This is a genomic window from Streptomyces sp. HmicA12, from assembly GCF_000373565.1.
GTDB lineage: Bacteria > Actinomycetota > Actinomycetes > Streptomycetales > Streptomycetaceae > Streptomyces.
Genome location: NZ_KB891801.1, coordinates 107,184 through 128,276, shown reverse-complemented (window position 1 = coordinate 128,276; position 21,093 = coordinate 107,184). Strand labels below are relative to the sequence as shown.

The window sequence follows — 21,093 nt, the reverse complement described above, 5'->3', positions numbered from 1 at the left end:
CGCGGCCGCCCACAGCGGAGCAACCCCCACCCGAAGCGCCGCTACCCTTGAACGGTGAGCACCCCTGACCCCCAAGGCCCCCTCTTCGGCGCGGCCGACATCCGCGAACTCGCGGCGGCGCTGAACGTAAGGCCGACCAAGCAGCGCGGCCAGAACTTCGTGATCGACGCGAACACGGTCCGCCGTATCGTCCGCACCGCGGAGGTCACCGAGAACGACACCGTCGTGGAGGTCGGTCCGGGCCTCGGCTCGCTCACCCTCGCGCTGCTCGACGTCGCCCGGCACGTCACGGCCGTCGAGATCGACGACGTCCTCGCGGCGGCCCTGCCGGCGACCGTCGCGGCCCGCGTCCCGGCCAAGAAGGATGCCTTCGACCTGGTCAACATGGACGCGATGCAGGTGCGGGAGCTCCCGGGCCCGGCCCCGACCGCGCTGGTCGCGAACCTTCCGTACAACGTCGCCGTCCCGGTGCTGCTGCACATGCTCGACACCTTCCCGACCATCGAGCGCACCCTCGTGATGGTCCAGGCGGAGGTCGCCGACCGGCTCGCCGCACGGCCCGGCAACAAGGTCTACGGCGTCCCCTCCGTGAAGGCCAACTGGTACGCCGACGTCAAGCGCGCGGGCAGCATCGGCCGCAATGTCTTCTGGCCCGCGCCGAACGTCGACAGCGGCCTCGTGGCCCTGGTCCGCCGCGACGAACCCGTCGCGACCACGGCCTCGAAGGAAGAGGTCTTCGCGGTGGTCGACGCCGCGTTCGCCCAGCGCCGCAAGACGCTGCGCGCCGCCCTCGCGGGATGGGCGGGCTCCGCGCAGGCCGCGGAGGAGGCGCTCGTCGCGGCCGGTGTCTCGCCGCAGGCGCGCGGCGAGGCGCTGACGGTGGAGGAGTTCGCCCGGATCGCGGAGGCCAAGCAGCAGTGAGTGTGACCGTACGCGTCCCCGCCAAGGTCAACGTCCAGCTCGCGGTCGGCGCCGCCCGCCCCGACGGCTTCCACGACCTGGCCAACGTCTTCCTCGCGGTCGGCCTCCACGACGAGGTGACGGTGGCCCCCGCCGACGCCCTCGGCCTTACGTGCACGGGTCCGGGCAGCGATCAAGTGCCCCTGGACCGGACGAACCTGGCGGCGCGGGCGGCGATCGCGCTGGCCGAGCGGCACGGCATCAGCCCCGACGTCCGCATCCACATCGACAAGGACATCCCGGTCGCGGGCGGCATGGCGGGCGGCTCGGCGGATGCCGCGGGCGCCCTCGTCGCGTGCGACGCGCTGTGGGGCACGAAGGCGTCGCGCGAGGAACTCCTCGACATCTGCGCCGAGTTGGGCAGCGATGTGCCGTTCAGCCTGGTCGGCGGGGCGGCGCTCGGCACCGGGCGTGGCGAGAAGCTGGAACTCCTCGACGTGGGCGGACCGTTCTGGTGGGTGTTCGCGGCCGCGGACGGTGGGCTCTCCACCCCGGCCGTGTACCGGGAGTTCGACCGGCTCAGCCCGCGGGCACCGGAACCGGTCGCCGCGCCCGCGCTGCTCGACGCGCTGCGCACGGGAGACGTGCACGCCCTCGCGGCGACCGTCACCAACGACCTGCAGCCCGCCGCGCTCTCCCTCTTCCCGTCCCTGAAGGACACGCTCGACGCCGGAACCTCCGCGGGGGCGCTCGCCGCGCTGGTGTCCGGTTCCGGGCCCACGACGGCGTTCCTCGCGGCCGACGAGTCGGCGGCGCGGCGGGTCGCCGAGGGCCTGGCGGCCTCCGGGACGTGCCGGTCGGTACGGGTGGCGTCCTCGCCGGCGCCCGGCGCGACGCTCCTGTGAGCGGCAGCCGCCGGTAAGCGCGGCTACTCAGCGCCCGGTTGAGTACGAGCGCGCTGCCGCGCCGGTCGCCGGCACGCCACGCTGACGTGCATGAAGACAACCGGACGCCGACGGCGCCGCATGCGCCGCGCCGTGGTCCCGCTGGGCGCCGTCGCCCTGTTCGGCGTGCACGCCGCCTTCGCCGTCCGCGGCCACCCGCTGCCGCCCCCGGCCATCGGCGCCGGACAGGGCCGGATCGCCCGGCCGCGCGAGGTCGCCGTCCTCGGGCGGGCCGCGGCGGGAGTTGTCCACAGGCGGCGGGTTTTCCACAGGCCGGCGCGGGGTGGGACGCGCGGCCGTAACCTGATGCCGTCACGGGCTGGGGGAACGACGGGGAATCGGGGGGCCTGACGATGGAGTGCACACGCTGTCGCGCGGCGTTCGTGGGAGCGGACGGCCGCTGCCCGCGTTGCGACGCGCCTTATGTGGCGGGTGCGTACGCCCCGCCGCCCGCCGCTCCGAATCCGTACGCCCCGCCGCAGCAGGCACCGCAGCCGCCCTACGGCACGTATCCGCTCCCGGCCGTGACCCCGTACGGCACGACGGGGTACCCGGGACCGGGCATGCCGCAGCGCCCGCCGTCCCTGCTGTCCGGCCTGGGCACGGCGGTCACGGTCCTGTTCGCGGTGATGGCGGGCCTCGCGCTGCTGCGCGTCGTCGCGGACTTCCGGCTGTACGACGCGCTGGGCAGCATCTGGACGACGAACATCGACGAGGCCGAGTCGATCGACGGCTTCCGCAGGACCACGATGGTGCTGCTGTTCCTCGGGTTCCTCGCCGCGGCCCCGGTCTTCCTGGTCTGGTTCCACAAGGCCCGGGGCAATGCGGAGGCGCTGGCGCCCGGCAGCCAGCGGCACGGACAGGGCATGGCGGTGGGCGCCTGGTTCATCCCGTTCGCCAACTGGTGGATACCCAAGGCCATGACCGACGACATCGCCGCCGCGAGCCAGGGCGTCCCGCGCGCCGGTGGCCTCGGCGTCGTCAACGCCTGGTGGGCGACCTGGGTGCTCTCCAGCGTCCTGGCCGGATTCGGCTGGCCGATGTACGCGAACGCGATGAACGACACGAACCTGTCCGTCGAGGGCGCCCGCACCGCCACCCTGATCCTGATGGGCTCGAACCTGGCACTGGTGGCGGCGGGCATCTGCGGCCTGTCGGTGGTCCGCAGGATCACCGCGATACAGGGCGCGAGGCTGGGCTTCACCTTCCCGACGCAGGGCGGCTACGCGACGTAACGGGCGCGGGGAACTGCGCGAGAAGCCCCACCGGACCCGCACCCGCCATGCTGCACAGGCCCCCGCGGCGCCCAGGCGAAACCACCCGCACCCGCCACCCCGACTACGCTTGAACGTCGGTCCACCCCCGGAGGGGACCGGCACCGTCCCGTGGCAGGAGCGAAATGGCAGTCAACCTGGTCAATGTCGAGGCAGTCAGCAAGGTGTACGGCACCCGTGCCCTGCTCGACGGCGTATCGCTCGGCGTGTCCGAGGGAGATCGCATCGGCGTGGTCGGGCGCAACGGCGACGGCAAGACGACCCTGATCCGCATGCTCGCCAAGCTGGAGGAGGCCGACACCGGCCGGGTCACGCACAGCGGCGGCCTGCGCATCGGCGTCCTCACGCAGCACGACTCGCTCGACCCGAAGGCGACCGTCCGGCACGAGGTGATCGGTGACCTCGCCGACCACGAGTGGGCGGGCAACGCCAAGATCCGCGACGTCCTCACCGGCCTCTTCGGCGGCCTGGACCTGCCCGGCTTCCCGCAGGGCCTGGACACGGTCATCGGCCCGCTGTCCGGCGGCGAGCGGCGGCGCATCGCGCTCGCCCAGCTGCTCATCGCCGAGCAGGACCTGATCGTGCTCGACGAGCCGACGAACCACCTCGACGTGGAGGGCATCTCCTGGCTCGCGGGCCACCTGAGGGCCCGTCGTTCGGCGCTCGTCTGCGTCACCCACGACCGCTGGTTCCTCGACCAGGTCTGCACGCGGATGTGGGACGTGCAGAAGGGCGACGTCTACGAGTACGAGGGCGGCTACTCGGACTACGTGTTCGCGCGCGCCGAGCGGGAGCGGATCGCCGCGACCGAGGAGGCCAAGCGGCAGAACCTGATGCGCAAGGAGCTGGCCTGGCTGCGGCGCGGCGCCCCCGCCCGCACCTCCAAGCCGCGCTACCGCATCGAGGCGGCCAACGAGCTGATCGCCGACGTGCCCGAGCCGCGCGACAAGAGCGAGCTGATGAAGTTCGCGAACGCCCGGCTCGGCAAGACCGTCTTCGAGCTGGAGGACGTCACCGTCCAGGCCGGCCCCAAGGTGCTGCTCAAGCACCTGACCTGGCAGCTCGGCCCGGGCGACCGCATCGGCCTGGTCGGGGTGAACGGGGCGGGCAAGACGTCCCTGCTGCGCGCCCTCACGGACGCCGCCCGCAGCCAGGGCGACGTGCAGCCCGCCGCCGGGAAGGTCGTCGTCGGCAAGACCGTCCGGCTCGCCTACCTGTCGCAGGACGTGACCGAACTTCCGGCCACGCTGCGGGTGCTGGAGGCCGTGCAGCAGATCCGTGACCGCGTCGACCTGGGCAAGGGCCGGGAGATGACCGCGGGCCAGCTCTGCGAGCAGTTCGGGTTCAGCAAGGAGAAGCAGTGGACGCCGGTCGGTGACCTCTCCGGTGGTGAGCGGCGCCGCCTTCAGCTCCTGCGCCTGCTGATGGACGAGCCGAACGTCCTGTTCCTCGACGAGCCGACGAACGACCTCGACATCGAGACCCTCACGCAGCTGGAGGACCTGCTCGACGGCTGGCCGGGCTCCATGATCGTGATCTCCCACGACCGGTTCTTCATCGAGCGCACCACCGACAACACCTTCGCGCTGCTCGGCGACGGCGCGCTGCGGATGCTGCCGCGCGGCATCGACGAGTACCTGGAGCGCAGGCAGCGGATGATCGAGGCCGCCACCCCGGCCCCGGCCGCCGCGCCCGCCGCCAAGTCGGGCCCCTCCGCGGCCGACACGCGTGCCGCGAAGAAGGAGCTGCAGAAGATCGAGCGGCAGATGGACAAGATCTCCGAGAAGGAGGCCAAGCTGCACACCCAGATCGCGGACAACGCGACGGACTTCGGCAAGGTGGCCAAGCTCGACGCGGACCTGCGCGAGCTCGTCGCCGAGCGCGAGGAGCTGGAGATGCGCTGGCTGGAGCTGGCCGAAGACGCCTGATCAGCGCCTCGCGGCGGCGTGAAGGACACCTGCCGGGCCGGTCCGCCCCTGAATACGGGGGATGGACCGGCCCGGCGTCCGTGCGGCTCAGGGTGGTAGAAAGAGGGCCCCCACCTCTGCTCAAGGCTCCCGAGGTACCCACCGCCATGACGCAGCCGCCGCCTCCCCAGCAGCCGCCGAACGATCCCTTCCGCAAGGAGCAGCCGCAGGACGCGCCGCCGCCCGCCGGTGCCTTCGGCCCGCCCCCTCCGCCGCTGCCCGCCGCGCCGCCCGCGCCGCCCGCGTACGGTCAACAGCCCTACGCGCAGCCGCCGTTCGGCGCCCAGCAGCAGCCGCAGTACGGTCAGGCGCCGGGCCCTCAGTACCCGTACGGCTACCCGCAGGGCTACCCGCAGCCGCCCGCCGCGCAGCCGTTCCCGCAGGCCGCCGGGCGAGGGAAGCTGGACTCTCCGGTCGTCTGGATCATCACCGCGGCGGTCGTGGTCATCGCCCTCGTCATTGGCGGCGGCATCCTGTACACCGCCTCCGACGACGGCGGCGGCGACCGGAACACCACCGCCGACGGCAGGAAGGGCGTTGGCGCCGACGGCGGACAGGACAAGGGCGGGTCCGGCCTCGGCGAACCCGGCCAGGAGAAGGTCCCGGCGAACACCTCCGCCAAGGCCGCCTTCCAGCTGGCCGCGCCGAAGGTCGCCAAGAAGAACGTGGACAGCGTCAGGGGTTCCTGGCTCACCGACCGGACGTACGCCAAGGCGGGCGTCGGCAAGATCGTCGGCTACGACCCCGCGACCGGGAAGAAGACCTGGACGCTGCCGCTGCCCGGCCAGACCTGCGGCGGCACGCAGGACGTCACCAAGGACGCCCTGGCCGCCGTCGTCAGCGAGGACGCGGCGCGGCCCGCGGACGGCAGCCACCGGACCTGCTCGCGGATCACGCTGTTCGACGTGAACACCGGCAAGAAGGTGTGGACGAAGAGCGTCGGCTCGGGCACCAAGGCGATCCCGTTCGAGGAACTGTCCTTCTCCGGCGACACGTTGGCGGTCGGCGGCGGCCTGCGCGGCGGCGCCGCCCTCGATGTCAGGACCGGCAAGGTGCTGTGGCAGCCGATGACCGGCAGCTGCGAGGACGTCGGCTACGCCGGCGGCGCGCAGCTGGTCACGGTGCGCACGTGCGGCGACTACGGCCACGAGCGGTACGAGGCCCAGCTCCTGGACCCGAAGACCGGCCGCCCCAAGTGGACGTACCAGCTCGCGGCCGACGTCGAGAGCGCGAAGGTGCTCTCCACCGACCCGGTCGTCATCGGCGTCGGCAGGGGCGACAACGCGGCGGGCACCGTCTCCGGCATCCTCTCGATGGACCAGAGCGGCAGGCTCGTCACGGAGATCCCCGTCGACGACGAGAAGTACGACTTCGACTGCGAGGTCGGCCGGGTCGACGGCTGCCAGAAGATCGTCGTCGGCAACGGCCGGGTCTATCTGGCCACCCGGCAGCACGACGGGGGCGGCGACATCGGCACGACCAACGAGATCGTCTCGTACGACCTGAGGTCCGGGAAGCCCACCGGTGACCGGGCCGACGGCGGCGGCTTCGGGATCTTCCCGGTCCGGATGGACGGCGGGAACGTCCTCGCCTACAAGGACGATCCGTACGGGAAGGGCGCCCGGATCGTCTCGATCGACCCCAGGTCGATGAAGCAGACGACGCTCCTGCGGACCCCGACCACCGAGTCGGTGATGCGCGCGCTCAGCAGCATGGTCGTGGGCCGCACCGGATCCGAGGTGCGCTACTCCAACGGCCGGTTGTTCCTCGGCAAGTCCCTGATCAGCGCTCCGTACGCGAAGGACGTCAAGGACTACACGGCGATCGCCTTCGTCGCGGGCGGCTGACGATCACGGGGCGCGGGGCGTGCGCGCCGTGCGCTCCCGTACCCCTAATCACCCCTGAAAGGCGGGGATTTCAGCATTCAGGGCCGCTTCTCGCCGGTAGGGGGCGCGCAACGTCGAACAAGCGTGTAGCTTCCGGGGGATGAAGGAGGACGGAGAGTCGGGGGGCTCGCCTGTCCGTGGGGGGCCCAGGAGGCAGGTGCTGCCGCTGGGGCGATCTGGGGGGTTGGCTCGATGGGTGTGCGGCTCATGGTGGTCGACGACCACCGACTGCTCGCCGAGGCGCTCGCCTCGGCGCTGAAACTGCGCGGACACCGCGTCCTGGCCGCGGCCGCGCCCGCCGCCGGCGCCGCCGAACTGGTCATCTCGCGCGCCCCGGAGGTCTGCCTCCTGGGGACGGCGACCCCGGCGGAACCGGGCACGTTCGACCCGGTGGTCCGCATCAAGCGGGAGCGCCCGCAGGTGGCGGTGGTGGTCCTCGGCCCGGTCCCGTCCCCGCGCGGCATCGCCGCGGCCTTCGCCGCGGGAGCCTCCGGCTACGTACGCCACGACGAGCGCATAGAGGGAGTGGAGCGCGCCCTGATGAAGGCACGGGCGGGCGAGGCGGCGGTGGCCCCGGCCCTCCTCCAGGGCGCCTTCAGCGAGTTGCTCAACCCGGCGGCGCAGCCCGACGACGAGGGGCAGCGCCTGCTGCAGATGCTGACCCCGCGCGAGGTCGAGGTCCTGGTCCGGGTCGCGGACGGCGAGGACACGCGGCTGATCGCGGCGGGCATGGGCATCGCCCCGTCCACGGCCCGCACCCACGTCCAGCGGGTCCTGATGAAACTGGGCGTCGGCTCCCGCCTGGAGGCCGCGGCCCTGGCGGCCCGCACGGGCCTGCTCGACCGGGCGGGCCCGGTGACCACCCCGTCGGCCCAGCCGTCCCCGGAACCGGACCAGGACACCACCTAGGGCGACTTTCCCTCACCGCGTTCGTCCGCTACAGTTGATCATGCGTTGGTCACCGCAACAGCGGGTGTCCGACAGTGCGTTGGTGGTCCAAGGAAAGACGCCCCGCTTCCTGCGGGGAAATGCAGGTGCAAGGCCTGCCCGGCGCTCCACAGTGAGAAGGCCCGCCCCGTTCCGACGGGGCGGGCCTTTCTGCTCTCAGTGGCTTGATCCGCCGGACAGTGCCTGGGCGTCCCTCGTGAAGTGGTCGAACTCGCCTGCCCTTACGCCGAGTACGAAGGCGTCCCACTTCTTGCGGGTGGTGGTGACGACGGTGTCCGGGGCGGACGGTTCGCGCAGGTGCACCAGATCGCCGTCCGGGGCGAAGGTGACGGTGACGCGCTCCGGTGCGCGGTCCTCTTTGACTGCGTCGAGGAGGTGGTTCAACAGGGCTGTGTCGAGGGTGAGTTCCTCGGTGGGGGTGTCGCTCTCGCGGAGGCGGATGGCGTTGCCGGGGGCCGGGGCCAGTTCTACGCAGTTGTTGCCCTCGCCGCCGCCGGAGAAGGAGGACTTCTGCCATGGGGTGGGGGTGGTCATGGCTCGACCTCACAGTTCCTTGGTCAATTGGTGGATGAAGTCACGCGACTTGCTTGGGTCGAGTGACGCCGCCTCCACTTTACGGAAGAGTGTTCGGAAGTGCGTCAGTTGGGCCTCGGCATCGAGGAATGCCGTGAACGCCGTACGCCACACCAAGGGCCCGGCCGCGCTCCGCCTCCGCTGGGTCGACGGGGTCCTCCGGATCGGCGTATGGGACGCGGACCCGAAACCACCCGCTCCACCCCTTTTCGCCCCGCCCGACGCCGAGAAGGGCCGCGGCCTCGATCTCGTACGGGCCTGCGCCGACGGCTGGGGCTGGCACCCGCTGGCCGACAGTGGAGATCGCGGCAAGCTCGTCTGGTGCGAACTGGGCGCGGCCGCCTGATGGTCAGCTCGCCCCACGAGACGATGCACCACTTCTTCCGCAAGGAAACGGCCATGATGGTGCGCAACTTCCAGCGCCTGTTCCACGTGTCGTTTCCCGAGGCTCGCGACATCGCCGTCCTCAACACCGATCTCACCGAGGTCACCCCGGTCGAGAGACGCGTCGACACCCTGATGCGCGTGGACACGGACGAGGGCAACTACCTCTTCGCGTACGAGTCCCAGGGCAAGCGTGACGACTCCAAGCGCGGGAGCTGGGCCTACTACTTGGCGTACCTGTACGCGAAGTACGGGATTGAGCCAGTGCTCATCGTCCTGACCCAGAGCCGGTCCACGGCCCGCTGGGCGGCGCGGCCGATCCGGCTCGGGCTGAAGGAGTGGCCGTCGCTGATGGTCCGGCCGCTTGTCCTGGGGCCGGACAACGTCCCGAGGATCACCGACGAGAAACAGGCCATGGAGGACCCGTCGCTGGCGGCGTTCTCGGCGATTGTTCATGGCCGTGGCAAGGACGCCGCTGCGATACTTGAACCGCTCGCAGCCGCACTGAGGACCATTGAGAGCGACAGCGCCGGAATGCTCGCGCAGTTCGTGGACACGGGCCTGGTCAATCCCCAGGCGAAGGAGATCTGGAGGGACCTGATGACACAGGTGAGCTACTTCTTCCGGCACCCTGTCGCGGAGAAGGTGCGGGAGGAAGGCCGAGAGGAAGGCCGAGAGGAAGGCCGAGAAGAGGGGCGGGAGGAGGGGCGTACTCAGGCTCAGGCCGAGATGACCCTCCGCATCCTCGAATGGCGCGGCCTCGCCGTCCCCGACGCGGTGAGCGCCCGCGTCCTCGCCTGTGCCGACGCCGACCAGTTGACCGTCTGGGCCGAGCGCGCGGTACATGTGTCGGACGCGGGGGATCTCTTCGCCTCGTAGCGCCAAGGGGAGCGTAAGGAAGAGGGCCGGAGCCCACCGTTCGTGAACGGTGGACTCCGGCCCCGATGAAGCGGGTTACGCCTCGTCGTCCGGTGTCGGCGGAGCCGTCGGGCGCAGCTTCAGCCAGACCAGGAAGAACACACCGAGGGCCAGCATGCCGATGCCGGTCCACAGGTTGATGTTGATGTCCTGGGCCTTCTTGAGGTCGGCGTCGGACGCCGTGATGCCCGCGATCGTGACGATGATCCCGTACACCACGAAGAGTCCGCCGATGATGCGGCGCACGTCGAAGAGGCGGGCCGCCGTCGCCGACTTGGCCTCGAGGTCCTTCACCTCGTCCACGTGCTGGTTCGTGTGGTCGCTCATGTCGTGTACCTCGGGCCTCAGAAGGAGAACGGGATGTAGCAGATGACGGCGAGGGCGATCGCGCCCCAGCCCAGCAGGGCCGGCTTGCGGTACCAGGCGTCGTCACCCTCGGCCGGCGGCTCTTCCACGCCCGGCGCCTTGGTGCCGTAGACGAGACCGGCCAGTTCCTCGGCGGGCTTGGACTTGGTGAACATGGTGACCACGAACATCACGATCGCGCCGATCACGAAGGCGACGATCGACGAGACGAAGTTGGCGCCCTGGTCCGAGGGGATCGAGATGACGCCCTGCTTGTAGAACCAGAAGTAGTTCACCATCGCGGCGACGGTGCCCGACAGCAGACCCCAGAAGCCGGCCGCGGCCGTGGTGCGCTTCCAGAACATGCCGATGATGAACACCACGAACAGCGGGACGTTGAAGAAGGAGAACAGCGTCTGCAGGTAGTTCATGATGTTGCTGAAGCTGCCCGCGATGAACGCCGTGCCCATGCCGATGAAGACGCCGACGGCGGTGACGACCCGGCCGGTCTTCAGGTAGTACGCGTCGCTCTGGTCCTTCTTGAGGTACGCGGCCCAGATGTCGTTGGTGAACACCGTGTTGAACGACGAGATGTTGGCCGCCATGCCCGCCATGAAGGCCGCGAGCAGACCGGTCACCGCGATGCCGAGGACACCGTTGGGCAGCAGGTCGCGCATGAGGACCGGGATGGCGTCGTTGTACTGGAGGCCGTCCGCGCCGCCCTTGCCGAGCGAGGGCTCCATCACCAGGGCGATCAGACCCGGGATCACGACGACCATCGGGATGAGGATCTTCGGGAACGCGGCGATCAGCGGCGTGCGCTTGGCGGCGGAGAGGTTCTTCGCGGACAGCGCGCGCTGCACCTCGGCGAAGTTCGTCGTCCAGTAGCCGAAGCTCATCACGAAGCCGAGGCCGAGCACGATGGTCAGCCAGTTCGCGCCGAGCGGGTTCGAGGAGCCGATGCCGGTGCCCTGCCACGCCGTCATGAACGAGTCGCCGTGCGACTTCGACAGCGAGTCGGATATGCCGTCCCAGCCGCCGACGCGCTTGAGGCCGACGATGGTCAGCGGGATCAGCGCGGCGAGGATCACGAAGAACTGCAGGACCTCGTTGTAGATCGCCGAGGACAGGCCGCCGATCGTGATGTACACGAGGACGAACAGGCCCGCGATGACGATGGCCAGCCACTGCGGCCAGCCCAGCAGCGCCTGCAGCACCAGCGCCATCGCGTACAGGTTCACGCCTGCGATCAGCACCGAGGAGACGGCGAAGATGATCGAGGACAGGAGGTGGGAGGAGGGTCCGAAGCGGTGCAGCAGGAACTCGGGGACCGAGCGCACCTTGGACATGTAGTAGAAGGGCATCATGACCAGGCCGAGGAAGACCATGGCCGGGATGGCACCGATCCAGTACCAGTGGACGGTGTAGGCGCCGTACTGTGCGCCGTTGGCCGCCATGCCCAGGATCTCGGTCGCACCCAGGTTCGCCGCGACGAAGGCGAGGCCTGTCACCCATGCGGGCAGGGAACGGCCGGAGAGGAAGAAGTCAAGGCTGGTCTTGACCGAGCGGCGGGCCGCGAAGCCGATGCCCAGGACGACGACGAAGTAGATCGCGAGGATCGCGTAGTCGAGGCCGTTGGTGGGCAGCCGTAGCCCTGCCGCCAGCGTGATTGTGGGGGACTGCATCAAGAACTCGCTTCGTTGCATGAACTGAAACAGTCCGGAACCTACGCCTCCTTCTTTAAGAAGTGAACAGTTGATGTGATGTTCTTTGTTCGATTGTGATCGAGACTGCCGGATCCGTTCGGATCCCTTGACGTCATTGTTGGCTTATGCTTTGTTGTGTTTGGTTCTGTTTGATTGTCCGTTGTTGGTGCGATGAGGAGCATCGGTCGTGAAGAAGACGTCGACCCGGCTGGCTGATGGGCGAGAGCTCATCTACTACGACTCGCGCGACGACGTCGTCCGGGAGGCCGTCGACCGGCGTCCCCTCGACCGCACCGTCACCACCTCCGAGGTCCGCCGCGACCCGTTGCTGGGCGACGCCGTGGCCATCGCCTCGCACCGGCAGGGCCGCACCTACCACCCGCCGGCCGACGAGTGCCCGCTGTGCCCGTCCGAGGGCGAGCGGCTCTCCGAGGTCCCCGACTCCTCGTACGACGTCGTCGTCTTCGAGAACCGGTTCCCCTCGCTCGCCGGGGACGCGGGCCGCTGCGAGGTCGTCTGCTTCACCTCCGACCACGACAAGTCGTTCGCCGATCTCAGCGAGGAGCAGGCCGGGCTGGTGCTCGACGCCTGGACCGACCGCACCGCCGAACTCTCGAACCTCGACTCCGTCGAGCAGGTCTTCTGCTTCGAGAACCGCGGCGCCGAGATCGGCGTCACCCTCGGCCACCCGCACGGGCAGATCTACGGCTACCCCTTCGTCACCCCGCGCACCGCGCTGATGTTGCGCTCCGCCGCCGAGCACAAGCAGCAGACCGGCGGGCGGAACCTGTTCGCCGACGTCGTGGAGAAGGAGCGCGAGGAGGGCACGCGCGTCGTCCTGGAGGGTGAGCACTGGATCGCCTTCGTGCCGTACGCCGCCCACTGGCCGTACGAGGTGCACCTCTACCCGAAGCGGCAGGTCCCGGACCTGCTCGCGCTCGACGACGCGGCCCGCACAGAGTTCCCCAAGATTTATCTGGAACTGTTGAGGCGCTTCGACCGGATCTTCGGCGACGACCAGCCGGTGACGCCGTACATCGCCGCCTGGCACCAGGCGCCGTTCGGCCCGCTGGACGAGTTCGAGGGCGTCAACCGCGACGACTTCGCGCTCCATCTGGAGCTTTTCACCATCCGCCGTACGTCCGGCAAGCTGAAGTTCCTCGCGGGTTCCGAGTCGGGCATGAGCGTGTTCATCAACGACGTGCCGCCGGAGGCCGCGGCCGAGCGACTGCGAGAGGTAGCGAGTAAGTAATGAGCAAGGCCGTTTCTCGGAAGTACCTGGTCACGGGCGGTGCGGGTTACGTCGGCAGCGTCGTCGCGCAGCACCTGCTGGAAGCGGGACACGAGGTCACCGTCCTCGACAACCTCTCCACCGGCTTCCGTGAGGGCGTCCCCGCCGGGGCGACCTTCGTCGAGGGCGACATCCGCGACGCCGCCAAGTGGCTCGACTCCTCCTACGAGGCCGTGCTGCACTTCGCCGCCTTCTCGCAGGTCGGCGAGTCCGTCGTGAAGCCCGAGAAGTACTGGGACAACAACGTCGGCGGCACCATGCAGCTGCTCGCCGCCATGCGCACGGCCGGGGTGAAGAAGCTCGTCTTCTCCTCCACCGCCGCCACCTACGGCGAGCCGGTCAGCACCCCGATCACCGAGACCGACCCGACCGCGCCGACTTCCCCCTACGGCGCCTCGAAGCTCGCGGTCGACCATATGATCACGGGTGAGGCGGCGGCCCACGGGCTCGCGGCCGTCTCGCTGCGGTACTTCAACGTCGCGGGCGCGTACGGCAGTTGCGGTGAGCGCCACGACCCCGAGTCGCACCTCATCCCGCTCGTCCTCCAGGTCGCCCAGGGCCGGCGCGAGGCCATCTCCGTCTACGGGGACGACTACCCGACCCCCGACGGGACCTGTATCCGCGACTACATCCACGTCGCGGACCTCGCCGAGGCCCACCTGCTCGCCGTCGAGGCCGCCCGCCCCGCCGAGCACCTCATCTGCAACCTCGGCAACGGGAACGGCTTCTCCGTCCGCGAGGTCATCGAGACCGTCCGCCAGGTCACCGGCCACCCGATCCCCGAGGTCGTCGCACCCCGCCGGGGCGGCGACCCGGCGGTCCTGGTCGCCTCCGCCGCCACCGCGCGCGAGCGCCTCGGCTGGAACCCGTCCCGCGCGGACCTCGCGGGAATCGTCGCCGACGCCTGGCAGTTCGCCCAGGCGCGCCAGGAGAAGTAAGGGCTGTCAACTGATGTCTGTCGCCGCGCAGTTCAGTGATCTCTACGGGTACGAGCCGGCCGGAGTGTGGGCGGCCCCCGGCCGCGTCAACCTCATCGGCGAGTACACCGACTTCAACGAGGGCTTCGTCATGCCCCTCGCGCTGCCGCACACCGCGGTGGCGGCCGTGGCCAAGCGGGACGACGGTGTGCTGCGGCTGCACTCCGCCGACATCGACGCTCCCGTGGCCGAACTGCGCGTCGACGAACTGATCCCGCTCAGCAAGTACGGACAGGGCGGCTGGGCCGCCTACCCGGCCGGTGTGGTGTGGGCGCTGCGCGACGCGGGGCACACCGTCACCGGCGCGGACATCCACCTCGCCTCCACGGTGCCGACGGGCGCGGGCCTTTCGTCCTCGGCCGCCCTGGAGGTCGTGACGGCGTACGCGCTCAACGACCTGTTCGAACTCGGGCTCTGCGCACCGGAGTTGGCGGTCCTCGCGCAGCGCGCGGAGAACGTCTTCGTCGGCGTCCCGTGCGGCGTCATGGACCAGATGGCGTCGGCGTGCGCGAACGAGGGGCACGCGCTGCACCTCGACTGCCGCGACCTGTCGATCCGGCAGGTCCCGTTCGACCTCGCCGAGGAGGGCCTTCAGCTCCTCGTCGTCGACTCCCGCGTCAAGCACGAGCTCGGCGACGGCGCCTACGCGGAGCGGCGGGCCGGCTGCGAGGAGGGCGCCCGGGTGCTCGGGGTCTCGCACCTGCGGGACGTCGCGTACGCCGAACTGGACGATGCCGTACGGAAGTTGGAGCAGGCCGGGGTCGACGAGAAGGTCGTGCGGTACGTCCGGCACGTCGTCTCGGACGATCACCGGGTGGAGCGGGTCATCGAGCTGCTCGACGCCGGGGACGTGCGGGCGATCGGTCCCGTCCTGTACGACGGTCACCGCTCGCTCCGTGACGACCTGCGCATCTCGTGCGCGGAGCTGGACCTGGTCGTCGACACGGCGCGGGCCGCGGGAGCGGTGGGCGCGCGGATGACGGGCGGCGGGTTCGGCGGGTCGGCCGTGGTGCTGGTCGAGACCGGGGACGTGGAGGCCGTGACGAAGTCGGTGCTGGCCGCGTTCGAGGGGGCCGGGTACACGGTGCCCCGGGTGTTCGCCGCGGTTCCGTCCGCGGGGGCTCGGCGATTGGGCTGATGTCGCCCTTTCGCCGCAGGGGTTCGCCCTGATGCGCGAGTGCCGGTCCGTGGGGCTTCTCGCGCAGTTCCCCGCGCCCCTTCGGGGCGCTCTAGCCGAGCCTCTTCGTCAAGGTGAACTCCTTGACGCCCGGCGGATAGTCGGGGATCACCGACACCACCTCGTAGCCGTGCTGTCGGTAGAAGCCGGGGGCCTGGAAGTCCCAGGTCTCCAGGCGGGAACGGGTGCAGCCGTGGTCCTCGGCCGCGACGCGTTCCGCCTCCGTGAGGAGGCGGGAGCCGAGGCCCGCGCCGCGGTGGCGGTCCGCGACCCAGAGCACGTTCACATGCAGCCAGGTCGCCCAGGTGTGCGCGTCCAGGCCACCGGCGAGCGCGCCGTCCGCCTCCAACGCCCACACCTGCAAAGGAGTTTCCCGCTCGGCAGGGGTGCCGCGCAGGGCGCGGATCGCCGGGGACGCCGCCGTATTGGTGTCCCTGAGCAGCGAACGGAGCAGAAGCCCGCGGTCTTTGTCGACTTCTGTCTCAATGCGAAACATGTGCCTCACCATAAACGCGCTGGACAGTCGCCTGTCGGTCAACTGGGAACCAGTTCTGTGAATTGCCTTCCCCTCCGGGCCCGCAGCCCTAGTCTGAGGACAGCACCGGTGGGGGCCGGTGTTGATCAGGGGGCGAGACAGCCGGGTACGACGCCCGGAGTGGGGGTAGCAGTCTGGGCACGGCGGCGGCCGTGCGGCTGCGGTGACCTGTAACTCCGGGCGCCGTACCTGCGTTGGTCGTTACTGCGACCAGTGGGGGTTATTCAGTGGTTCGTATTCGGGTTCTGGTCGTCGACGACCATCGCATCTTCGCCGAGTCCCTCGCCGCGGCGCTCGCCGCCGAGCCGGACGTCGACGTGTCGGCCGCGGGCAGTGGCCCCGCCGCCCTGCGCTCCCTGGAACGGGCGGCGGCCGAGGGGCGCAGATTCGATGTGCTGCTCGTGGACGCGGACCTCGGTGCGGCGTCCCTGCAGGGCATGCGGCCGCCGACGGTGGTGCCGGACGGCCCGGCGCAGGACGGGCTCGTGGACGGCATCTCCCTGGTCGCGGGTGTCCGTTCGGGCCAGCCCGCGGTCCGCACGGTGGTGCTCGCCGAGCGCGACGATCCGCGCCGTGCCGCGCTCGCGCTGCAGGCCGGTGCGTCCGGGTGGGTCGCCAAGGACTGTTCGCTGTCGCGCCTGTTGACCGTCATACGAGGTGTGCTGCGGGACGAGACGCATCTGCCTCCGGCGCTGCTCACGGGGGTGCTGCGGGAGTTGACCGCGGCCCGTAAGCACCGCACGGAGTCGGAGCGCCTCGTGGAGTCGCTCACGCCGAGGGAGCGCGAGGTGCTGCGCTGCATGGTCGCGGGGCTCGGCCGCAAGGCCGTCGCCGAGCGGCTCTTCTTGTCGCCGCACACCGTGCGTACCCATATGCAGAATGTGCTGGGGAAGCTGGGGGTGCACTCGACGCTCGCCGCGGTTGCGCTCGCGCGCCGGGCCGGGGTTGGGCCGGTCGACCTCGAGGCCGCCAGCTGATCTGCCGGGTTGCGGTTGCGGTTGCGGTTGCGGTTGCGGTTGCGTTCGCGGGTGCGGCCCGCTGGGGCTTCTCGCGCAGTTCCCCGCGCCCCTGAGGCGAGCTTCGCTCGCCCAGGGAACGACTAGCCCGGGATGTTGTCGAACGGCGCCGTCAACTGCCTGAGCAGCGACGCCAGTTCGGCCCGGTCGCCTCGGGAGAGCTCCGCGAGGATCGCCCGCTCCTGCGCGAGCAGCCCCGCCAGGGCCTGGTCCGCGCGGTCACGGCCCTCGGGCGTGAGACGCACCAGGACGCCGCGGCGGTCGCTGGGATCGGGGAGCCGCTCGACGAGGCCCTTCTTGGCCAGGCGGTCGATGCGGTTGGTCATCGTGCCCGACGTCACCAGGGTCTGGGTCAGCAGCTGCCCGGGCGAGAGCTGGTACGGCGCGCCCGCACGGCGCAGCGACGTCAGGACGTCGAACTCCCACGGCTCCAACTGGTGCTCGGAGAACGCGAGACGGCGGGCACGGTCGAGATGGCGTGCGAGTCTGCTGACCCGACTGAGCACCTCGAGGGGCTCCACGTCGAGGTCGGGGCGCTCCCGGCGCCACGCTGCGACCAGACGGTCGACCTCGTCCTCCATGACGATCAGTGTAGGGGGTGTGTCGACATGAAGTCTCTTGAAGTCGAGTCTCTTGACATCGAGATACTTGGGCGCGCAGCCTGGAGGACATGACGACGCCCTCGCCCACCTGGGATCCGCAGCAGTATCTCCGCCACGCCGACCACCGCGGCCGCCCCTACGTGGAGCTGCTGGCCCGCGTCCCCGCGCTGCCGCGTGAGCGGGCCCGCGTCGCCGACCTGGGATGCGGTCCCGGCAACGTCACGGGGCTGCTCGCCGAGCGCCGGCCCGACGCGCACATCACCGGCTACGACAATTCGCCGGAGATGCTCGCCAAGGCCGAGGAGTACGCGGGGCCCACCGCCGGCGGCGGCCGCATCGACTTCGCGCCCGCCGACCTGAGGCACTGGGAGCCCACGGAGACGTACGACCTGATCGCCTCGAACGCGACCCTGCAGTGGGTCCCGGGGCACGTCGACGCCTTCCCGCGCTGGCTGGACGCGCTCGCTCCCGGCGGCACGTTCGCCTTCCAGGTGCCCGGCAACTTCGAGGCCCCCAGCCACGTCCTGATGCGGGAGCTCGCCGGCTCCGCGCGCTGGAAGGACCGGCTCGCCGGGGTGCTTCGGCACGCCGACGCGGTGCTGGAACCCGCCGCCTACCTGGAGCGGCTCGCCGACCTGGGCTGCGCGGTGGACGCCTGGGAGACCACGTACATGCATCTGCTGCAGGGCGAGGACCCCGTCCTGGACTGGGTGAAGGGGACCGGCCTGCGGCCCGTGCTCACCGCGCTCGCCGACGACCCCAAGGCGCGGGACGCGTTCGTCGCCGAGTACCGGGATCTGCTGCGCGCGGCGTACCCGCCGATCGCGCACGGCACCGTGCTGCCGTTCCGGCGGATCTTCGTGGTGGCGGTGAAGGCCGCGTGATCGCCGCCCTCGACCACGTACAGCTCGCCGCCCCGGTCGGCAGCGAGGACGCCCTGCGGTCCTTCTACGTCGATGTCCTCGGGATGACCGAGGTGGCCAAGCCGCCCGTGCTCGCGGCGCGCGGCGGCTGCTGGTTCGCCGCCGGCGAGGTGCAGCTGCATCTCGGGGTGGAGGCCGACTTCCGGCCCGCGCGCAAGGCGCATCCCGGGCTGCGGGTGCGCGACATCGAGGCGTACGCGCGGCAGCTCGCCGAGCGTGGCGCCGAGGTGGTGTGGGACGACAACCTCCCCGGCCACCTGCGCTTCTACTCCACCGACCCCGTCGGCAACCGGCTCGAATTCCTGGAGCCGTCACCGGCCGCCACGCGGAAGCCCGTGTGACCCGTCGAGGCGTCCGGAGTGTTGGACGTCCGCGCCGAGCAGCGGTAGCGGTTGCAGTACGAGGCGTGGCACAGGTGCGAGCCGCCGCGCAGGGCCCGGCTGGGTGAGCCGGGCTCGAAGAGGTCGGCCGTCCACTCCCAGACGTTGCCGACGGCGTGGTGCAGCCCGAAGCCGTTGGGTGCCAGGGAGCGCACGGGGGCGGTGCCGACCGGGGCCGTCGGACCGTCCGGGAACGTGCCGCGGAAGATCACCGCGCGGTCCGGCGACGGCGGTTCGTCGCCCCAGGGGTGGCGGGCCTGGACGAGGCCGCCGCGGGCCGCGTACTCCCACTCCGCCTCGGTGGGCAGGCGGGTGCCGGACCAGGCGCAGTACGCCCGCGCGTCGTGCCAGGAGACGTGGGTGACGGGGTGGTCGAGGCGGTCGTCCGAGCGGGATCCGGGGCCCTCGGGCTCGCGGTGCCAGGCGCCCGGCACCGCCAGCCACCAGTCGGCGCCGGGCACGGACTCCGCCCGCTCCCGGGCCTCGGCGGTGACGCTGCCGCGGAAGACGAAGGAGTAGCCGAAGCGCTCGGCCTCGGTGCGGTAGCCCGTGGCCTCGGCGAAGGCGCGGAACTCGGCGTGGCTGACGGCCGTGGCGGAGATCCGGAACGGCGCCACCTCGACCGTCCGCACCGGCCCCTCGCCGTCGTCGGGGAACGCGTCGCCGTCCTGCGTGCCCATCCGGAAGGCGCCGCCGGGGAGGGACAGCAGCGGCGCGAACGCGCCGGGGTGGCCGCCGTGCTGCTCCCCGGCGCCGCGGTCGAGCAGCGGCAGGGTGGTCCGGCCGGGCGCGGCGGAGCGGTCGGGGGCGCAGCAACGGCGGCTCATCGGGGATCCTCTCGGCAGGCGTGGTCGAACGGCGTCGTCAGGCGGTGCGGTCCGCGGCCAGGGCGGCCGCGAGGTCCGGGACGCCGAGGGCCTTCTCCTGCGCCGGCGTGGCCCGGTAGAGGCTGTTGCTCAGCTGGTACGGGTCCGCCTGGAGGTCGTAGTACTCGCGGAACCCGACCTGCCCGGTGCCGCTCACCGTGCCCGCGGCGTCGGTGTGCAGGTCGTAGTACTCCGTGTACTGGCGGTCCTTGGAGACGTACGACGACCAGGTCCGCTGCCCGGCCCCGGTGCCCTGCTTCCACCACTCGACGAGCAGGTGGTCGCGGGAGTAGCCGCTGAGCAGCGAGCGGCCGTCGTGCGGGGTGTCCGCCGTGATCCCGGCCGCGTCGAGGACGGTGGGGGCGATGTCGATGTTCGCCACGATGCGGTGGTCGGTGGTGCCGCCGCCGAGTCCGCCGCCGGGCCAGGAGAGGTAGAACGGCACCTCGTGCGCGGGGCGGTACGGGACGCCCTTGCCGGTCAGGCCGTGGTCGGCCCAGTTGAAGCCGTTGTCGCCGATGTAGATGACCAGGGTGTTGTCCAGCTGGCCCAGGGCCGCCAGCTTGTCGTGGAGCGCCTGGACCGCGTCGTCCACCGAGCGCAGGGTGCGCAGCTGCTCGGCGCGCACCCGGCGGCCGTCCGCCAGGGTCTGGGTGGCGTTGCGCACGTAGGGCGGCTTGTCGCTGCGGTCCGCCTCCGGCACGGAGGGGCGGCCGTCCCAGGCGGGCACCTCGGTGCCGGCGTACTTGGGCTCGGGGGTGCGGGGGCCGTGCGAGGCGTAGGGGGTGACGTAGGCGAACCAAGGGCGTTCGTCGGTACGGGACTTGTCGAGGAAGGCGAGGGCGCGCTCCTTGATCACGGTGGTGGTGTAGCCGTCGACGGTCCGCACGGTCCCGTTCACGTTGAACGTGCCGTTCACGTACGAGGGTCTGAGCAGCGCGAAGTCCTCGAAGTGCGGCGGGTTGTCGGCGACGTCCCAGGAGTTGAGGTACTTGCCGAACAGGCCCGTCCGGTAGCCGGCCTGCTTCAGGTACCGCTGCAGGGTGGTGTGCTGGTCGAGGGCGTGCGAGGCGCCGTTGTTGCGGACGCCGTGGTTGTGGGCGAAGCGGCCGGAGAAGACCGAGGACCGCGACGGGGCGCACAGCGGGGTGGTGACGTGGCCGTTGGTGAAGCGCACGCCCTGGCCGGCCAGCCAGGCGACGGTCTTCGGGGTGGCCCACTCGGTCTGCTTGGGCTGGTCGTCGGTGACGATCAGCAGCACGTTGGGGCGGGCGGCGGCGGCCCGGGCGGGGGAGGCGGCGAGCGCGGGCAGGCCGGCACCGGCGGCGACGGCCGCCGCGGTGCCGAGGATTCCGCGGCGGGTGGGACCGGAAGCGCTGCCGGACGTACTGGAGGTGCTCATGACAAACTGACCCTCTCGTCTGCGTGCGGGACGGCGGTGGGGATGGTGTCGGTACGAGAACGCTAGGCGCGGGCCCGGG

General features: G+C 71.0%; 21 protein-coding genes and 2 pseudogenes. 14 read left to right on the top strand and 9 right to left on the bottom strand.

What is annotated here, in order from left to right; all coding sequences use genetic code 11:
* The first annotated feature begins 54 nt into the window (after nt 1–54).
* The gene (gene rsmA, locus B072_RS0110275; RefSeq protein WP_018529852.1) at nt 55–921 is read left to right on the top strand and encodes a 16S rRNA (adenine(1518)-N(6)/adenine(1519)-N(6))-dimethyltransferase RsmA; all 867 of its coding nucleotides are present in this window, start codon (nt 55–57) and stop codon (nt 919–921) included.
* Nucleotides 918–1,805, top strand: coding sequence for a 4-(cytidine 5'-diphospho)-2-C-methyl-D-erythritol kinase (locus tag B072_RS0110270; protein WP_018529851.1), 888 nt, complete (start codon nt 918–920; stop codon nt 1,803–1,805). The genes rsmA and B072_RS0110270 overlap by 4 nt, the downstream gene beginning before the upstream one ends.
* Before the next feature lie 27 nt (nt 1,806–1,832).
* Here B072_RS0110270 and B072_RS48095 read toward each other — a convergent pair whose 3' ends face one another.
* Entirely contained in the window at nt 1,833–2,096 is a 264-nt protein-coding gene (locus tag B072_RS48095) for a hypothetical protein (protein ID WP_018529850.1), read from the bottom strand.
* Nucleotides 2,097–2,197: 101 nt separating this feature from the next.
* On the opposite strand from B072_RS48095, the gene B072_RS0110260 reads away from it, so the two are divergent.
* The 4 genes from B072_RS0110260 to B072_RS0110245 all read left to right on the top strand — a co-directional run bounded on the left by B072_RS0110260 (nt 2,198) and on the right by B072_RS0110245 (nt 7,880).
* A complete protein-coding gene (locus B072_RS0110260) occupies nt 2,198–3,079 on the top strand; it encodes a DUF4328 domain-containing protein (RefSeq protein WP_078506373.1) in 882 nt (293 codons plus the stop codon).
* A gap of 164 nt (nt 3,080–3,243) precedes the next feature.
* Nucleotides 3,244–5,046 (top strand): ABC-F family ATP-binding cassette domain-containing protein, encoded by a 1,803-nt coding sequence (locus B072_RS0110255; RefSeq protein ID WP_018529848.1) that lies wholly within the window; start codon nt 3,244–3,246, stop codon nt 5,044–5,046.
* Between the two features lie 146 nt (nt 5,047–5,192).
* Nucleotides 5,193–6,932, top strand: coding sequence for a PQQ-binding-like beta-propeller repeat protein (locus B072_RS0110250; protein ID WP_018529847.1), 1,740 nt, complete (start codon nt 5,193–5,195; stop codon nt 6,930–6,932).
* 231 nt (nt 6,933–7,163) lie between these two features.
* Complete coding sequence (locus tag B072_RS0110245; protein ID WP_018529846.1) at nt 7,164–7,880, top strand: helix-turn-helix transcriptional regulator; 717 nt, start codon at nt 7,164–7,166, stop codon at nt 7,878–7,880.
* A gap of 195 nt (nt 7,881–8,075) precedes the next feature.
* On the opposite strand, the gene B072_RS45955 is transcribed toward B072_RS0110245, so the two are convergent.
* Together B072_RS45955 and B072_RS47705 are read right to left on the bottom strand one after the other, a co-directional pair.
* Complete coding sequence (locus tag B072_RS45955) at nt 8,076–8,453, bottom strand: DUF397 domain-containing protein (protein WP_018529845.1); 378 nt, start codon at nt 8,451–8,453, stop codon at nt 8,076–8,078.
* A gap of 9 nt (nt 8,454–8,462) precedes the next feature.
* Nucleotides 8,463–8,588: pseudogene (locus tag B072_RS47705) on the bottom strand (transcriptional regulator); the annotation flags it as partial.
* 1 nt (nt 8,589) lies between these two features.
* On the opposite strand from B072_RS47705, the pseudogene B072_RS0110230 reads away from it, so the two are divergent.
* Nucleotides 8,590–8,838: pseudogene (locus B072_RS0110230) on the top strand (hypothetical protein); the annotation flags it as partial.
* Nucleotides 8,838–9,755 (top strand): hypothetical protein, encoded by a 918-nt coding sequence (locus tag B072_RS0110225; protein WP_026245654.1) that lies wholly within the window; start codon nt 8,838–8,840, stop codon nt 9,753–9,755. The pseudogene B072_RS0110230 and the gene B072_RS0110225, both read left to right, overlap by 1 nt.
* Before the next feature lie 75 nt (nt 9,756–9,830).
* On the opposite strand, the gene B072_RS0110220 is transcribed toward B072_RS0110225, so the two are convergent.
* Entirely contained in the window at nt 9,831–10,121 is a 291-nt protein-coding gene (locus tag B072_RS0110220; RefSeq protein ID WP_018529842.1) for a membrane protein, read from the bottom strand.
* Nucleotides 10,122–10,138: 17 nt separating this feature from the next.
* Nucleotides 10,139–11,824, bottom strand: coding sequence for a sodium:solute symporter family protein (locus tag B072_RS0110215; protein WP_043243714.1), 1,686 nt, complete (start codon nt 11,822–11,824; stop codon nt 10,139–10,141).
* 208 nt (nt 11,825–12,032) lie between these two features.
* Between B072_RS0110215 and galT the strand changes: the two genes are divergently transcribed.
* From galT to galK, 3 genes are read left to right on the top strand one after another with little or no spacing between them, the layout of a single operon-like run.
* The gene (gene galT, locus B072_RS0110210) at nt 12,033–13,097 is read left to right on the top strand and encodes a galactose-1-phosphate uridylyltransferase (RefSeq protein WP_018529840.1); all 1,065 of its coding nucleotides are present in this window, start codon (nt 12,033–12,035) and stop codon (nt 13,095–13,097) included.
* Complete coding sequence (gene galE / locus B072_RS0110205; RefSeq protein WP_018529839.1) at nt 13,097–14,074, top strand: UDP-glucose 4-epimerase GalE; 978 nt, start codon at nt 13,097–13,099, stop codon at nt 14,072–14,074. The genes galT and galE overlap by 1 nt, the downstream gene beginning before the upstream one ends.
* Nucleotides 14,075–14,087: 13 nt before the next feature.
* The gene (gene galK / locus B072_RS0110200) at nt 14,088–15,251 is read left to right on the top strand and encodes a galactokinase (protein WP_018529838.1); all 1,164 of its coding nucleotides are present in this window, start codon (nt 14,088–14,090) and stop codon (nt 15,249–15,251) included.
* A 91-nt stretch (nt 15,252–15,342) separates the two neighbouring features.
* Here the strand turns inward: galK and B072_RS0110195 are convergent, their stop codons facing one another.
* Nucleotides 15,343–15,798 carry a GNAT family N-acetyltransferase gene (locus B072_RS0110195; RefSeq protein ID WP_026245652.1) on the bottom strand — a complete coding sequence of 152 codons (456 nt, stop codon included), beginning with the start codon at nt 15,796–15,798 and terminating at the stop codon, nt 15,343–15,345.
* Between the two features lie 254 nt (nt 15,799–16,052).
* On the opposite strand from B072_RS0110195, the gene B072_RS0110190 reads away from it, so the two are divergent.
* Entirely contained in the window at nt 16,053–16,802 is a 750-nt protein-coding gene (locus tag B072_RS0110190) for a LuxR C-terminal-related transcriptional regulator (RefSeq protein ID WP_018529836.1), read from the top strand.
* Nucleotides 16,803–16,924: 122 nt separating this feature from the next.
* Here the strand turns inward: B072_RS0110190 and B072_RS0110185 are convergent, their stop codons facing one another.
* A complete protein-coding gene (locus B072_RS0110185; RefSeq protein WP_018529835.1) occupies nt 16,925–17,422 on the bottom strand; it encodes a MarR family winged helix-turn-helix transcriptional regulator in 498 nt (165 codons plus the stop codon).
* Between the two features lie 89 nt (nt 17,423–17,511).
* Here B072_RS0110185 and B072_RS0110180 point away from each other — a divergent pair, with 89 nt between their 5' ends.
* Nucleotides 17,512–18,327, top strand: coding sequence for a trans-aconitate 2-methyltransferase (locus tag B072_RS0110180; RefSeq protein WP_018529834.1), 816 nt, complete (start codon nt 17,512–17,514; stop codon nt 18,325–18,327).
* Nucleotides 18,324–18,707, top strand: a complete 384-nt coding sequence (locus B072_RS0110175; RefSeq protein WP_018529833.1) for a VOC family protein — start codon at nt 18,324–18,326, stop codon at nt 18,705–18,707. The genes B072_RS0110180 and B072_RS0110175 overlap by 4 nt, the downstream gene beginning before the upstream one ends.
* Here B072_RS0110175 and B072_RS42925 read toward each other — a convergent pair.
* The gene (locus B072_RS42925; protein WP_018529832.1) at nt 18,632–19,573 is read right to left on the bottom strand and encodes a formylglycine-generating enzyme family protein; all 942 of its coding nucleotides are present in this window, start codon (nt 19,571–19,573) and stop codon (nt 18,632–18,634) included. The two genes, B072_RS0110175 and B072_RS42925, sit on opposite strands and share 76 nt — an antisense overlap.
* Before the next feature lie 37 nt (nt 19,574–19,610).
* The gene (locus B072_RS0110165) at nt 19,611–21,014 is read right to left on the bottom strand and encodes a sulfatase (protein ID WP_018529831.1); all 1,404 of its coding nucleotides are present in this window, start codon (nt 21,012–21,014) and stop codon (nt 19,611–19,613) included.
* Nucleotides 21,015–21,093: the final 79 nt, after the last annotated feature.